This window comes from Nocardia cyriacigeorgica GUH-2 (assembly GCF_000284035.1).
Classification (GTDB): domain Bacteria; phylum Actinomycetota; class Actinomycetes; order Mycobacteriales; family Mycobacteriaceae; genus Nocardia; species Nocardia cyriacigeorgica_B.
The window spans coordinates 2349505-2363760 of record NC_016887.1; the positions used below are offsets into that span (position 1 = coordinate 2349505).

At 69.2% G+C, this 14256-nt stretch carries 13 protein-coding genes; 7 read left to right on the top strand and 6 right to left on the bottom strand.

Going from position 1 to position 14256, the window contains the following annotated elements; all coding sequences use genetic code 11:
• Positions 1-115 precede the first annotated feature (115 nt).
• Positions 116-1447, bottom strand: coding sequence for a diguanylate cyclase domain-containing protein (locus tag NOCYR_RS10575; RefSeq protein ID WP_048834074.1), 1332 nt, complete (start codon positions 1445-1447; stop codon positions 116-118).
• A gap of 236 nt (positions 1448-1683) precedes the next feature.
• Here NOCYR_RS10575 and NOCYR_RS10580 point away from each other — a divergent pair, with 236 nt between their 5' ends.
• Positions 1684-2829, top strand: a complete 1146-nt coding sequence (locus tag NOCYR_RS10580) for a beta-ketoacyl synthase N-terminal-like domain-containing protein (RefSeq protein WP_014350359.1) — start codon at positions 1684-1686, stop codon at positions 2827-2829.
• A gap of 7 nt (positions 2830-2836) precedes the next feature.
• Here the strand turns inward: NOCYR_RS10580 and NOCYR_RS10585 are convergent, their stop codons facing one another.
• Positions 2837-4654, bottom strand: a complete 1818-nt coding sequence (locus NOCYR_RS10585; protein ID WP_014350360.1) for a GAF domain-containing sensor histidine kinase — start codon at positions 4652-4654, stop codon at positions 2837-2839.
• A gap of 165 nt (positions 4655-4819) precedes the next feature.
• Between NOCYR_RS10585 and NOCYR_RS10590 the strand changes: the two genes are divergently transcribed.
• Entirely contained in the window at positions 4820-5575 is a 756-nt protein-coding gene (locus NOCYR_RS10590) for a sigma 54 modulation/S30EA ribosomal C-terminal domain-containing protein (RefSeq protein ID WP_014350361.1), read from the top strand.
• On the opposite strand, the gene NOCYR_RS10595 is transcribed toward NOCYR_RS10590, so the two are convergent.
• A complete protein-coding gene (locus NOCYR_RS10595; RefSeq protein WP_014350362.1) occupies positions 5572-6204 on the bottom strand; it encodes a response regulator transcription factor in 633 nt (210 codons plus the stop codon). The two genes, NOCYR_RS10590 and NOCYR_RS10595, sit on opposite strands and share 4 nt — an antisense overlap.
• Before the next feature lie 201 nt (positions 6205-6405).
• Between NOCYR_RS10595 and uvrA the strand changes: the two genes are divergently transcribed.
• A complete protein-coding gene (gene uvrA, locus NOCYR_RS10600) occupies positions 6406-9333 on the top strand; it encodes an excinuclease ABC subunit UvrA (RefSeq protein WP_014350363.1) in 2928 nt (975 codons plus the stop codon).
• 76 nt (positions 9334-9409) lie between these two features.
• Here uvrA and NOCYR_RS10605 read toward each other — a convergent pair whose 3' ends face one another.
• The 3 genes from NOCYR_RS10605 to NOCYR_RS10615 all read right to left on the bottom strand — a co-directional run bounded on the left by NOCYR_RS10605 (position 9410) and on the right by NOCYR_RS10615 (position 11619).
• The gene (locus tag NOCYR_RS10605) at positions 9410-10114 is read right to left on the bottom strand and encodes an alpha/beta fold hydrolase (RefSeq protein WP_048833248.1); all 705 of its coding nucleotides are present in this window, start codon (positions 10112-10114) and stop codon (positions 9410-9412) included.
• A 607-nt stretch (positions 10115-10721) separates the two neighbouring features.
• A complete protein-coding gene (locus tag NOCYR_RS10610; protein WP_048833249.1) occupies positions 10722-11063 on the bottom strand; it encodes a DUF1844 domain-containing protein in 342 nt (113 codons plus the stop codon).
• A 34-nt stretch (positions 11064-11097) separates the two neighbouring features.
• Positions 11098-11619, bottom strand: coding sequence for a DinB family protein (locus tag NOCYR_RS10615; RefSeq protein ID WP_048833250.1), 522 nt, complete (start codon positions 11617-11619; stop codon positions 11098-11100).
• A gap of 335 nt (positions 11620-11954) precedes the next feature.
• Between NOCYR_RS10615 and infC the strand changes: the two genes are divergently transcribed.
• The 4 genes from infC (at position 11955) to NOCYR_RS10635 (ending at position 14230) form a co-directional block, all read left to right on the top strand.
• Positions 11955-12650, top strand: coding sequence for a translation initiation factor IF-3 (gene infC, locus NOCYR_RS10620; RefSeq protein WP_370012530.1), 696 nt, complete (start codon positions 11955-11957; stop codon positions 12648-12650).
• A 61-nt stretch (positions 12651-12711) separates the two neighbouring features.
• Positions 12712-12906, top strand: coding sequence for a 50S ribosomal protein L35 (gene rpmI / locus NOCYR_RS10625; protein ID WP_014350368.1), 195 nt, complete (start codon positions 12712-12714; stop codon positions 12904-12906).
• Between the two features lie 102 nt (positions 12907-13008).
• Positions 13009-13389 carry a 50S ribosomal protein L20 gene (gene rplT / locus NOCYR_RS10630; RefSeq protein ID WP_011208447.1) on the top strand — a complete coding sequence of 127 codons (381 nt, stop codon included), beginning with the start codon at positions 13009-13011 and terminating at the stop codon, positions 13387-13389.
• Positions 13390-13429: 40 nt separating this feature from the next.
• A complete protein-coding gene (locus NOCYR_RS10635) occupies positions 13430-14230 on the top strand; it encodes a TrmH family RNA methyltransferase (protein ID WP_014350369.1) in 801 nt (266 codons plus the stop codon).
• The last annotated feature ends 26 nt before the right edge of the window (positions 14231-14256 follow it).

A 14256-nucleotide genomic window follows, 5' to 3' on the forward strand; every position in this document is an offset into this window, starting at 1 on the left:
TCACCCGGTGAACAGGCACCAGTGGGCAGGCAGACGACAGCGTGGTGGCGGGCGCGGACGATCGGAAAACGGAATCGTCCAGTCTACTGCGCGTTCGGCGTGGTCGCCGCCGCGCTCAGGAGGCGTGGGTGTTGTTCGGCCGGCGCGCCGGTCCGATGTGGCCCTCCCGGTGGCCGGAGGGTTTCGCGCGATACATCGCCAGGTCGGCGTCGTGCAGTACCGCTTCGGGGGTGCGGCGATCGCCCGGACGCAGCGCGGTGACGCCGATCGAGGCATTGACCTCGATGCGATGCCCGCGCGCGACGATCGGCTCGGCCATGGTGCGCTGCAACCGCAGCACCAGCGCGTCCAGATCGGCCTGACGGGTGCGCCCGGACAGCAGCACCAGGAATTCGTCGCCGCCGAGGCGGCCCACGATGTCGTCGGCACGCAGCGCCCGCTGCAACCGCTGGGCCACGATCTGCAGCACGGTGTCGCCGATGGCGTGGCCGAGGGTGTCGTTGATCGCCTTGAACCCGTCCAGATCGATGAACATCACCACCGAGACCGGCAGATCCTCACTCGCGGCCAGCGCACCGGCCAGCTGCGACAGGATCAGCGACCGGTTGGCCAGCCCGGTCAGCGAATCGTGGGTGGCCTGATACTCCAGGTGCCGGCGGCTGGCCCGGTACTCGGTGATATCGGCGAACGAGGACACCGCCGAGGAATCCGGATCGCCCGGATTGAGCAGCCGGCTCGAGCCCGACAGCCAGCGCCGCTGCCCATCGGAGCGGTCGACACCGAAGACGTAGCCGGTGATGGTTTCGCCGGTGGCCAGCGTGCGCGCCACCGGATGCCGGGCGGTGGACATCGGCTGGGCATTGGTGTCGAGCAGCGTCAACGGCAGGTCGGCGATGGTCACCCCGGACAGGTCGCCGGCCTCCTCGATGCCGAAGATCCGCCGCGCCGCCGGATTGACCGATTCGATCCGGCCGTCCCGATCGATGACGGCCACCCCCTCCTCGAGCTGCGACACCACGGTGGTGAAATGCTGTTCGGCCCGGCGCTGGGCAGCCTCGGCCGCGCGCTGGGCGCTGAGATCGTGGATCACCACCTGATAGGCGGCCTGGTCCTGCCAGACGGTGAGTACCGAGACGGTTTCCACCGGAACCTGGGTGCCGTCCAGCCGCAACAGCGTCATCTCCGCGGGCTGGGAGGCCGCCCCCGCCCGGGTGAGCCGCGAGATCCGGTCCAGCATGCCCGGCACCGAATCCGGATGCACGAACTGCACCAGCGGCCTGCCGACGAGTTCCTCCGGACCGGAGGCGGCCAGCATCCGCACCGTCGCCGGATTGACGTAGACGATGATTCCGCGTTCGTGCACGCAGATACCGTCCGGGGTGTGTTCGACCAGTGACCGGTACCGCTGCGCCAGCTGCTCGGCGGCGCTGAGCCTGTCCTCTCCCACCTCGAACCCCCGATCGTCCACCGATAGCTGGTCATTGGAGCACGGGATTATTCTGGCTTCGACATGTGCGCCGTTCACATGATCGACGCGATTGCCGTCATCCGTGTGTCGGGTACTGCGCCCGGGCTCGATCCGGTGATCATGAAAAGAACCGGTACTTCACGACGGCGGGCCGGCGCGAGCGGCCGGTGAGGATCGGGCCGAGGAGCGATGCCATGTCCGAACCTGATCATCATATGTCCATCTGCGGTGTGGGTGCTGTCACCGGGTACGGATGGGGCCGCGAGGCGCTGTGGCGCGGGCTGCTGAGCGGCAAGTCGGCGGCCGATGTGCAACCCGGATACGGGGCGCGCCGCGACGAGCCGGCCTGGGTGTCGCTGGTGCCGCCCGGTGGTGATCCGCGGGTGAGTCCGAGTCGCTACGGGCGGGCCGTGCACGGGGCGGCGCGCGAGGCCATCGAGGACGCGGGCGCGCGCGGCTGGCGGCCGGGCCGCACGGTGGGTCTGCTGCACGCGATCGTGCTCGGCGATGTGGTGAACTGGCGCGACTTCTACACCGTCGACGGCGGCCATCGCCGTTCCCGCGAGTACCTGCCGCTGCTGCCGTCCACCCCGATCTCGGTGGTGATGCAGGAGTTCGGTTTCCACGGCCCGGCGATGAACGTCTCCGCGGCGTGCAGTTCCGGCAATGCCGCGCTGATCACGGCGAAGCTGTGGCTCGACAGCGGACTGGCCGACGACGTGGTGTGCGTGGTGAGCGATCTGTCGGCGACCCCGGAAATGGTCGAGCATTTCGTGCGGCTCGGCGCCGCCGTCACCGATGCCGAACCACTGCAGGCCTGCCGCCCGTTCCAGGAGGGCAGCCGCGGTTTCAGCATGGGGGAGGCGTCGGTGGGTTTCGTGCTCAGCCGCACGGCGCCGCGCCCGTATGCCCGGGTGCTTGGCGGCGCGATGACCAACGACGGCTATCACGTGGTGTCGGTGGATCCCGGGCACGGCCGGATCATCGACTGCGCGCGCCGGGCCCTGGCGGCGGCGGGCGTGTCCGCGGATCAGGTGCGGTACTTCAACGCGCACGGCACCGGCACCCGCCAATGCGACAACGCCGAGCGCGCCCTATTGGCCGAAGTGTTCGACGACCGGCCCGATATCTACGCCCTCAAACCGCTGACCGGCCACTGTCAGGGCGCGGCCGCGGCGGTGGAGATCGCCGCGACGGCGATGGGCTTCGAACGGGCGATCGTGCCGGCCGCACCCATCGTGTCGGCACCGCATCCGCGGTTGCTGGACGGACCGGTGCCGAGTACGGGCGGCATCACGGCGAAGCTGTCGCTGGGAATGGGCGGCAACAACGCGATGGTGGTGCTGGCGCCGCCGGAGTGAGCCGCGGCTAGGGCAGTGGGGCGGTCCAGCACAGCCGGGTGCCCGGTAGCGCGTCCTCGGTGTCGGCGCGGGCGTGCCGGGCGACGGCGGCGGTGATGGTGAACCGGCCCGCGGCCTCCTCGGCGCGCTGTTCGAGATTGCGCAGGCCGCTGCGGATGACGTGATTGGGCACGCCCCAGCCATTGTCGGTGACCACGATGGTCAGGTCGTCGGAGACCCCGATATCGACGGTGACGGTATCGCCGCCGGAATGGCGCACCGCATTGCTCACCGCCTCCCGCACCACCGCCTCGGCGTGGTCGGCCAGTTCGGGTTCGAGCACCGACAGCGGCCCGGAGAACTGGACGGTGGCGCGGATGGTGGTGTCGGCGGTCTGCTGCCGGATGGCGTGTTCGATGCGTTGCTGAAGCCGGGCGCTGTCGGCGCCGCCGTGCAGGTCGAAGATCGTCGTGCGGATCTCCTGCACCACCTCTTGTAAGTCGTTGATCACCCGCGAGAGCCGATCGCGCACGTCGGGCACGGTGGCGCGCGGTACCGCGCCCTGCAACGTCAGCCCGATCGCGAACAGCCGCTGGATCACATGATCGTGCAGGTCACGGGCGATGCGGTCGCGGTCGGCGAGGATGTCGACCTCACGCATCCGGCGTTGCGCGTCGGCCAGCTGCATCGCCAGCGCGGCCTGATCGGTGAACGCGGCGGTGAGCTCGACCAGCTCGTCGGAATAGGGGGCGGCGCCGGCGCGGCGCACGGTGACCAGCGTGCCGTGGGTGGCATCGGGCGTGCACAACGGCAGGATCAGCGCGGGCCCGGGGGAGGGCAGGGTGATACCGAGGGCGACCTGGCCGGCGTCGTCGAAACGCAGCGGAGTGCGCCGGCCGAACGCCTCACCGACCGCGGTGCCGGTCAGCGGGATCGGATGGCCGGCCCGGCGCGCGTCCGGGCCGGACCAGTGCGTGACCAGTAGTTCGCTGACGTCACCCGGCCCGGCCGCGGCGAGGAAACACAGCTGCGAGCCGGTCAAGGCCCGCGCGTGCTCGACCACCCGCTCCAACGCCCGCCCGGGAGTGCCGACGGCGAGGAATTCGGTGGCCACGTCCCGGGTCGCCTCGATCCACTCCTGCCGGGTGCGTGCCGACTCGTAGAGCCGGGCATTGTCGACCGCGATGCCCGCGGCGGCCGCCAGCGCCTGCACCAGTACCTCGTCCTCGGCGGTGAACGGCTGGTCACCGGCCTTTTCGCAGAGGTAGAGGCTGCCGAACACCTCATCGCGGATGCGCACCGGCACACCGAGGAAACTGCGCATGGGCGGATGGTGAGCCGGGAACCCGACCGAGGCCGGATGCTCGGTCAAATCGTCTAGGCGCAATGGCGTGGGCTGGGCGAACACCGCGCCGAGCACGCCGTGGCCCGCGGGTAGCCGGCCGATTCTGGCGCGGGTCCGCTCGTCGATGCCCTCGGCGACGAACTGGAAAACCTTGCCGCTGTGCTCGCGCACGCCGAGCGCGCCGTAGCGGGCATCGATCAGGGTGGTCGCGGTGCGGACGATGGCGCGCAGGGTGTCGTCGAGGTCGAGGCCGGAGGTGACCGTCAGCATGGCCTCGATCAGCCCGTCCATCCGGCCGCGTGAATCGGCCGAGACCTCCACCCGGTCGCTGACCTCGGCCAGCAGTTCGCGCAATCGCTGCTGGTAGAGCGCGCCGCGCACGGCGGGTGGGCTGCTGCGCTCGGTCTGCGCCGGCTCCCGCGCTGCGGCAGGGTGGTGCACCGAATGCGGACCAGGCGCGGCCGGGGACCTGCGGCGGTGGGCTCCGGTCTGCTCGGCCATGTCGGCTTCCTTGTCGTCTGCGCGCGATGCGGGCCGGTCCCCAGCGGCGGCCCGATGCGGCGTCGAACCCATGCTATGGCGCGATCGGGGACTTTCGGCCCTGTTCGTGATCTCCGCGTGATGGTGGCATATCCGCACGGCGAGAATAGAAAGCAGGGGTTTCCTATGAATTCGCTGGAGCTGTGGGCCACCGCGACCGAGCCCGATCTCGCGGTCACCACCCGTGGCGCGGTACCGCCGGCCGACGTGACCCGTGCGGTGCGGGCCATCGGACGGGTGCTGCGCCGTCATCATCTCGACGCGGCCGCGCATGTGCGGGTCACCGCGCCCGCCGACGCCGATCAGCCGACGGTCGTGCAGGCCAACATCCATTGCCGCGAGACCCGGACCCGGGTGCAGGTGCCTGGTCCACGCGGTTTCGCGGTGACCTTCGCCGCCGAGCGCCTGGACCGCCAGATCGCCCGGCTCGGCGCCGAGCCGATGCCGCGGATGTGGCCGGATCCCGCTCGGCCGCCGCTGGCGCGGGTCACCGAACAGCGCCCGATCACCCGGCGCAAGGACTATGTGCTGCTCGAGGGCAGCCCGGCCCAGGCGATCGAGGTGCTCGACGCGATGGACTACGACGTGCACCTGTTCACCGACGCCGAGACCGGTGAGGACGCGGTGGTGCACTGGATCGACCCGGACGGGGTGCACATGATCCGCCAGCACACCACCGACCCCATCGAATCCTCACCCGCCCCGATGGCGCTGACCGTCGACCCGGCGCCGGCGCCGCGGCTCGACGAAGGCGATGCCGCCACCCAGCTGTGCTGGCGGGGCTTGCCGTTCCTGTTCTATACCGATGCCCGCACCGGACGCGGGCATCTGCTCTACCGCCGCTACGACGGCGACCTGGCGCTGGTCCGGCCGGCCCGCTAGCGTTCGCCGAGCTTGGTGGCCAGCACCGCGGCCTGGGTGCGCCGCTCCACCCCGAGCTTGGCGAGCAGCCGGGAGACGTAGTTCTTCACCGTCTTCTCGGCCAGGAACATGCGCGCGGCGATCTGCCGGTTGGTCAGCCCCTCACCGAGCAGGGTGAGCAGTTTGCGTTCCTGTTCGGTGAGCCCGGCCAGCGGGCCGTCGTCCTCGGTGCTGCGCCGCAGCCGGGTCCGCAGCGCGGCGGCCGCGCGGGTATCGAGCAGCGAACGGCCCGCGCCGACCTCCTTGACGGCGTCGGCGAGCTCCATGCCTTTGATGTTCTTCACCACATATCCGCTGGCGCCGGCGAGGATCGCGTCCAGCATGGCCTGATCGTCGGTGTAGGAGGTCAGGATCAGGCAGCGCAGATCGTCGAACTCGGCGAGCAGATCGCGGCACAGCTCGATGCCGTTGCCGTCGGGTAATCGCACGTCCAGCACGGCAACTCGGGGCCGCAGCGCCCGGATGCCGATCATCGCGCTCGCCACATCGCCGGCCTGGCCGACGACGGTGAGATCCGGATCGCTCTCCAGCAGGTCGATCAGACCGCGGCGGACGATCTCGTGATCGTCGACCAGGAACACCTCGAGCACAGCCGACTCCTGTTCGTTTGTCTACCCTGGTCAAGGTAGCTCGCCGAACGGCCGTGGGGGATGGCCGAAAGTCATCTGGCGGGCCTCGACCCTCGCCCGGGAAAACTTGTCGGTGGTCCCGCCTAGCATGGCCGCCGGGGACATATCGGCATGCCAGAACCGCCGAACGCGGGATATCGAAGAAGAGAAGGGACCCACCTGGTGGCGGAACGCCTCACCGTGCGCGGAGCTCGGGAGCACAACCTCAAAGGGGTCGATCTCGACCTGCCCCGCGACAGCCTGATCGTGTTCACCGGGCTGTCGGGTTCGGGCAAGTCGAGCCTGGCCTTCGACACCATCTTCGCCGAAGGTCAGCGGCGCTATGTGGAGTCGCTGTCGGCGTACGCGCGCCAGTTCCTCGGGCAGATGGACAAGCCCGACGTCGATTTCATCGAGGGCCTTTCGCCCGCGGTCTCGATCGACCAGAAATCGACCAACCGCAACCCGCGCTCGACCGTCGGCACCATCACCGAGGTCTACGACTATCTGCGGCTGCTCTATGCGCGCGCGGGCACCCCGCACTGCCCGGTCTGCGGTGAACTCATCGCCAAGCAGACCCCGCAGCAGATCGTCGACCAGGTGCTGGCCATGGAGCCGGGCATCAAGTTCCAGGTGCTGGCCCCGGTGGTGCGCACCCGCAAGGGCGAGTTCGTCGACCTGTTCGACCAGCTCAACAGCCAGGGCTACGCCCGGGTCCGGGTCGACGGCGTGGTGTATCCGCTCACCGATCCGCCGAAGCTGAAGAAGCAGGAAAAGCACGACGTCGAGGTGGTCGTCGACCGCTTGGCCGTCAAGCCGAGCTCCAAGCAGCGGCTCACCGACTCCATCGAGACCGCGCTGCGGCTGGCCGACGGCATCGTGGTGCTCGACTTCGTCGACCGCGACGAACACGCCCACGACCGCGAGCGCCGTTTCTCCGAGCGGCTGGCCTGCCCGAACGGCCATCCGCTCGATATCGAGGATCTGGAGCCGCGCTCGTTCTCGTTCAACTCGCCCTACGGCGCCTGCCCCGACTGCACCGGCCTCGGCATCCGCAAGGAGGTCGACCCGGAACTGGTCGTGCCCGATCCGGACCTGAGCCTGGCCGAGGGCGCGATCGCACCGTGGTCGCGCGGGCAGACCGCCGAGTACTTCACCCGGCTACTGTCCGGCCTGGCCGAATCCATCGGTTTCTCCATGGACACGCCCTGGCGTGAGCTGCCGGTGAAGGCACGCAAGGCGGTGCTCGAGGGCAGCTCCGACCAGGTGCATGTGTCCTACACCAACCGGTACGGGCGCAAGCGCTCCTATTACGCCGATTTCGAGGGCGTGATGCCGTTCCTGCAGCGGCGCATGGAGAACACCGAGTCCGAGCAGATGAAGGAGCACTACGACGGGTACATGCGCGATGTGCCGTGCCCGGTCTGCAACGGGGCCCGGCTGCGCCCGGAGATCCTCGCGGTCACCATCGCCGCCGACGGCGACCGCAAGTCCATCGCCGAGGTCTGCGATCTGTCCATCGGCGACTGCTCGGCGTTCCTGAACGCGCTCACCCTGGGCGAGCGTGAGGCCGCTATCGCCGGGCAGGTGCTCAAGGAGGTGCAGGCGCGGCTGGGCTTCCTGCTCGACGTCGGCCTGGAATACCTGACGCTCTCGCGCGCCGCGGCGACGCTCTCCGGTGGTGAGGCGCAGCGCATCCGGCTCGCCACCCAGATCGGGTCCGGCCTGGTCGGCGTGCTGTACGTGCTCGACGAGCCGTCCATCGGCCTGCATCAGCGCGACAACCGCAGGCTCATCGAGACCCTGACCCGGCTCAAGAAGCTCGGCAACACCCTGATCGTGGTCGAACACGACGAGGACACCATTCGCGCCTCGGACTGGGTGGTCGATATCGGCCCGCTGGCCGGTGAGCACGGCGGCCGGGTGGTGCACAGCGGGCCCTATCAGGAGCTGCTCACCGACCCGAACTCACTGACCGGGGCCTACCTGTCCGGCCGCGAGCAGATCGAGGTGCCGCTGGTGCGCCGCCCGGTCAGCAAGAAGCGCCAGGTCACCGTGGTCGGCGCGAACGAGCACAATCTGCGGGGCATCGACGTCGCGTTCCCGCTCGGTGTGCTCACCGCCGTCACCGGTGTCTCCGGCTCCGGTAAATCCACCCTGGTCAACGACATCCTCGCCACCGTGCTGGCCAACCGGCTCAACGGTGCGCGGCAGGTGCCGGGCCGGCATACCCGGGTCAACGGGCTGGATCATCTGGACAAGCTGGTGCAGGTGGACCAGTCGCCGATCGGGCGCACCCCGCGCTCCAATCCGGCCACCTACACCGGGGTGTTCGACAAGATCCGCACCCTGTTCGCCGCCACCACCGAAGCCAAGGTGCGCGGATATCAGCCGGGCCGGTTCTCGTTCAACGTCAAGGGCGGGCGCTGCGAAGCCTGCTCCGGCGACGGCACCCTCAAGATCGAGATGAACTTCCTGCCGGACGTCTACGTCCCGTGCGAGGTGTGCCACGGCGCCCGCTACAACCGGGAAACCCTCGAGGTGCACTACAAGGGCAAGACCATCGCCGAGGTGCTGGACATGCCGATCGAGGAGGCCGCGGAGTTCTTCGAGCCGGTCACCTCGATCCACCGCTATCTCAAGACCCTCGTCGATGTGGGCCTGGGCTATGTGCGGCTGGGCCAGAGCGCGCCCACGCTCTCCGGTGGTGAGGCCCAGCGCGTCAAGCTGGCCGCCGAACTGCAGAAACGCTCCACCGGGCGCACGGTCTACATCCTGGACGAGCCGACCACCGGCCTGCATTTCGAGGACATCCGCAAACTGCTCGGCGTCATCAACGGCCTGGTCGACAAGGGCAACACGGTGATCGTCATCGAGCACAACCTCGACGTCATCAAGACCTCGGACTGGGTGATCGACATGGGCCCGGAGGGCGGTTCCGGCGGCGGCACCGTCGTCGCCCAGGGCACGCCCGAAGACGTCGCGGCCGTGCCCGGCAGCTACACCGGCCAGTTCCTGCGCGAGGTGCTGGACAAATCCAGTGCCCCCGCAGCGGTGAAGCCGAAGCGAGCCGCCAAGCGGGTCGCCAAGAAGGCCGCCGCCGTCGGCTGACCGCCGGGCCTTGACACCGGTTCCGCGGCGGGTGACCGTGCTGTCGCCGCGGAACCGGGGTTCCCGGACCGACCGCTCAGCGCTGCGCGATGGTGTGGATCAGGTCGGCGAGCTCGTGCGGCTTGGACCACATGGGCCAGTGACCGGTGGGCAGGTCGACGTAGTCGGCGTCGAGGCGAGCCAGCTCCGCGAACATCGGCATCTGGCCTTCGTCGCGCAGCTTGGCCACCACTTCGGCGGTGAAGGTATTGCAGATGATCGTGGTCGGGATGCGCCGGCCCGCGGGCTGGTCGCTCAGTCGCAGCGGCGCGGCGGCCACGGCGGTCGGTTCGGAGACCGCGCGGTCCCGGAACCTGTCCAGCGCTGCCTCGTCGAGTCCGGCCAGGTTGTCGCCGTCGGCGTCCAGGTCCCGCCATTCCGGTAACGGGTATTCGCGGGCGGCGAGGTCGAGTTCGGAATTGAGCACGAAGCCGTTGGGCAGTGGCGCGCTGTCGACATAGATCGCCCGGGAGAACCGCTCCGGCGCCAGATCGCAGGCCAGATACGCGGCCGCACCGCCGCCGGAGTGCGCGACCAGCACCGCGGGCTGCTCGCCCGCGGCGTCGACGATGGCACGGGCCTGCCGTTCGAGTGTGGCGTCGAGCCGGTTCTCGTCGTCTGGGTCGAGACCGGGCAGCGTCAGCGCCAGCACGTCGTCACCGTGGCGGCGCAGATCGTCGGCCACCTCGTCCCACGCCCATGCGCCCAACCAGAAACCGGGAACCAGAAGTATGCGTGCCATCCGGAGAGCATCGCATGCCGGTCCGGTGGGAAGACGCGCGGTGCCGGAGAAATCAATGAAATGTGGTGTGCGACACGGAATTTCGGCCAAGCTGTGGCCGCCGAGGCGGGCGTCGTCCTGGCCTGATCGGTCTCGCCGGTGGCGGGTGGACGATTTTGCCGGAAATCCGCCCTAAAAGTGAAACATGCGTGTGTAGGATCGGCGGCACCGTGTCCCAGAGGGTTGGGCGCGGCGAATGACAACCGGCCCGGCCGGCGGCGCATCGAGTATGCGGCGCCCGGCCGCGGCAGCCGGTGAGAACGAAAGGAAAGCCCGCCATGGAAGGCGTCGACATCGGGGCCCTGATCACTCAGATCCTCGGATTTCTGAGCAGCGGCTCGTCTATCAACTACACCCCCGGTACGCCTGCCTGAGCGCGGATCCACCGAAAGGAACCACCCACCATGAACTCCGGAAGCGCGGGCCTCGGCGACATCTTCACCGCCATCGCCAACATGCTGAGCACCGGTTCGGCCATCTCGGTGACGCCCGGGATGTGATCGACACGCAGAAGGCCGGGCCCGCACATCCGCGGGCCCGGCCTTCTGTCTGTTCGATGTCGTCCCGGTCAGTACACCGGACCGGTGTACTTCTCGCCCGGACCCTTGCCCGGCTCATCCGGATGCGCCGACGACTCCCGGAACGCCTTCTGCAACGACTGCAACCCCTCCCGGATCGGTCCGGCGTGCGGGCCCAGGTACTCCACCGACGCCGTCACCAGGCCGGCCAGCGCGGTGATCACCCGCCGTGCCTCGTCCAGATCGCGCCTGCTGCTGGTCTCCGGATCCTCATCGGCCAGCCCCAGCTTCTCCGCCGCCGAGCTCATCAACATCACCGCGGCCCGGCTGATCACCTCCACCGCGGGGATATCGGCCAGTTCGCGCACAGAGCTGTCGGGCTGTTCAGTCATGGCTACCAGGCTAGAACCCGCGCGCGCCGCGCCTTCACCCTGCCGCCCGCGCCAGGCGCAGCTGCCCGATCTCGGCGATGTTCTTCATGAGTTCCGCGTTCACCCACGCGGCCAGGTGCGCCACCGTCAGCCCGGCCTCCGCGGGCCACGGGTAGGCGACCGGCGCGTCCAGGCCGGCGTCGTCGAGCGCGCTCAGCCCCGCCGCCCATTCGCCGCGCAGTTGCCGGATCCGGTCGACGGCGCCGGCGCCGCTCCCCGCCCAGAGCACGCTCTCGCGGGTGCGCAGCGGCCGCCCGCTCAGTTGGTCGAGGGCGGTGCTCCACCACCAGTCGATATGCCAGCTCAGCCACGCGATGGTCGGGACGGGGATCGGATCGGGCTCGGTATCGGCCCAATCGGGTCGCCAGCGGCCGTCGGCGTCCCGGTGCACGGTCCAGCAGAGGGGACCGGACTCGGCGAGGAAGTCGTCCTCGGCCAAGGCGTCGAGGTGATACGCGGCGAGAGCCCAGGTCAGCTCGAATTGCCAGGTCAATAGGTTGCGACGAGAATCGGGCACCGGGGGACAGTGGCATGAGGCCCGCGCGTGAGCAACCCGTTTTCGCCGGTGTGGGCGGGCCGGCCGGCCCGATTGGGTTCCGGGCGGCGCAGCTGCTACGCTGTTCTGCGACGACCGCCCTGGGTGGTTCGTGCGTGTCACCGGAAACGGTACGCGGACGACGATGCCGGGGCAGATAAGTGGAGCCCGACTCCCACCGTTGCCGACGAGTATTCGTACGGTTCAACGGTCCGGTCGCCCGCCCTCCGCGGCGGGTTCCCGCATCGGCTGTCGATGTGGGATCGCAGGTGTGATCACCTGCGATGATCGGTCGACCTCGGGCCTCGTCGCGGGAAATACCGCAACGGGGCCTTTGTGTTGAACAAGGGGTTGCAGTTATTGCCTGCGGTCGTCCGACGACACCGCTTGACCTAGGAGGCCCCATCAGCACTGAGACCCGCATCAACGATCGCATCCGCGTTCCCGAAGTCCGCCTCATCGGACCCGGCGGTGAACAGGTTGGGATCGTGCGTGTTGAAGATGCACTACGCGTCGCTCTCGAAGCCGACCTCGACCTGGTCGAGGTGGCCCCGGATGCCAGACCGCCGGTCTGCAAGATCATGGACTACGGCAAGTTCAAGTACGAGACCGCGCAGAAGGCGCGCGAGTCCCGTAAGAACCAGGTCCAGACCGTCATCAAGGAGCAGAAGCTCCGTCCCAAGATCGACGACCACGACTACGAGACCAAGAAGCGCAACGTGGTTCGCTTCCTCGAAGCCGGGTCCAAGGTCAAGGTCACGATCATGTTCCGGGGTCGTGAACAGTCCAGGCCCGAGCTCGGTTTCCGGTTGTTGCAGCGGCTGGCCTCCGACGTCGCGGAGTTGGGTTTCGTCGAGACCTCGGCCAAGCAGGACGGCCGGAACATGACCATGGTCCTCGCGCCGCACAAGGGCGCGAAGACGCGCGCCAAGGCGCAGCAGGACTCGGCCGCCCGCCCGCAGCCGAGCGCCGCGGGACAAGCGGAGCAGGCCGAGCAGGCCGGCCCGCAGTAAGACCGATCAGAACGCCGGTGGTCCACGCGCGACCACGGGCACGAGACAGATTGAGGAATCCATGCCGAAGATGAAGAGCCACAGCGGCGCCTCGAAGCGATTCAAGGTGTCCGGCAAGGGCAAGCTGCTGCGTCAGCAGGCGAACCGTCGTCACTTGCTCGAGCACAAGCCCACGCGCCGTACTCGTCGTCTGGACGGCAAGGAGGTCGTCGCGCCCGCCGACGTCGCTCGCGTGAAGAAGCTGCTCGGTATCTGATACCGCCGCACAGGCACGCTCGCGCGTTCCGATCACGGACGCCGACCAATCCGACAACACCCGGGCGCCCGCACGCGCCCCCCGATCGAACAGGACTGACCAGTGGCACGCGTCAAAAGGGCCGTCAACGCTCAGAAGAAGCGCCGTTCCATCCTCGAGGCCTCCAAGGGCTACCGCGGCCAGCGCTCGCGGCTGTACCGCAAGGCCAAGGAACAGCAGCTGCACTCGCTCACCTACGCCTACCGGGACCGCCGGGCGCGCAAGGGTGACTTCCGCAAGCTGTGGATCGCCCGCATCAACGCCGCGGCGCGGCTGAACGACATCACCTACAACCGCTTCATCCAGGGCCTCAAGGCCGCCGGTGTGGAGGTCGACCGCAAGAACCTCGCCGAGCTGGCCGTCTCCGACGCCGAAGCCTTCGCCGGTCTGGTCGCCATCGCCAAGGCCGCGCTGCCGCAGGACGTCAACGCCCCGGCCGCCTGAGCCCGGTGCCGTGACTCGCGGACCTCATTCGGAACGACCCGTGGACGCGCTCTCCGAGCGCAATCCACGGGTCGTTTCCGCTGTCAAGCTCCATCGCTCCGCGCATCGCCGCAAGGCCGGTCTGTTCCTGGCCGAAGGTGCCAATTCGGTGACCGCGGCGCTGGAGACCGGGCGGGTACGTGAGCTGTTCTACTCGGCCGCCGCCGCGACTCGGGAGCATGAACTCGTCGCCGGCGCCGCCGCGTCGGGCGTGCGGACCACGCTGGTGAGCGATCGCGCCGCGCAGGCGCTGGGGGAGACCGTGACGCCGCCGGGGTTGGTCGCCGTGTGCGAGACGCTCGATGTCGAACCGGGTGCGATCTTCGGCGCCGGGCCGCGGATCCTGGCCGTGCCGGTGGAGATGGCCGACCCGGGTAATGCGGGCACGCTGATCCGCGTGGTCGACGCGGTCGGCGGCGACGGGGTGATCCTGGCAGGCGATTCCGTCGACCCGCACAACGGCAAATGTGTGCGTGCCGCGGCGGGCAGCCTGTTCCATGTGCCGATCGCCCGCAGCCGGGATGTGGGTGCGACGCTCGACAACCTCGCCGCCGCCGGCATCACGATCCTGGCCACCGCGGCCAAAGGCGAGGTCGAACTCGACGACGCCGACGCGCTGTTCACCGGACCTGTCGCCTGGCTGTTCGGTAACGAGGCCCACGGCCTGGGCCCGGCCGTCGCCGCCCGCGCCGACCACCGCATCCGCATCCCCATCCGGGGGCGCGCGGAAAGCCTCAACCTGGCCACCGCCGCCTCGATCTGCCTCTACGCGAACTCGCGGGTGCGTTACCGGCAGACGTGAGCGCGTGGATTCCGGGCCGCGAGGCC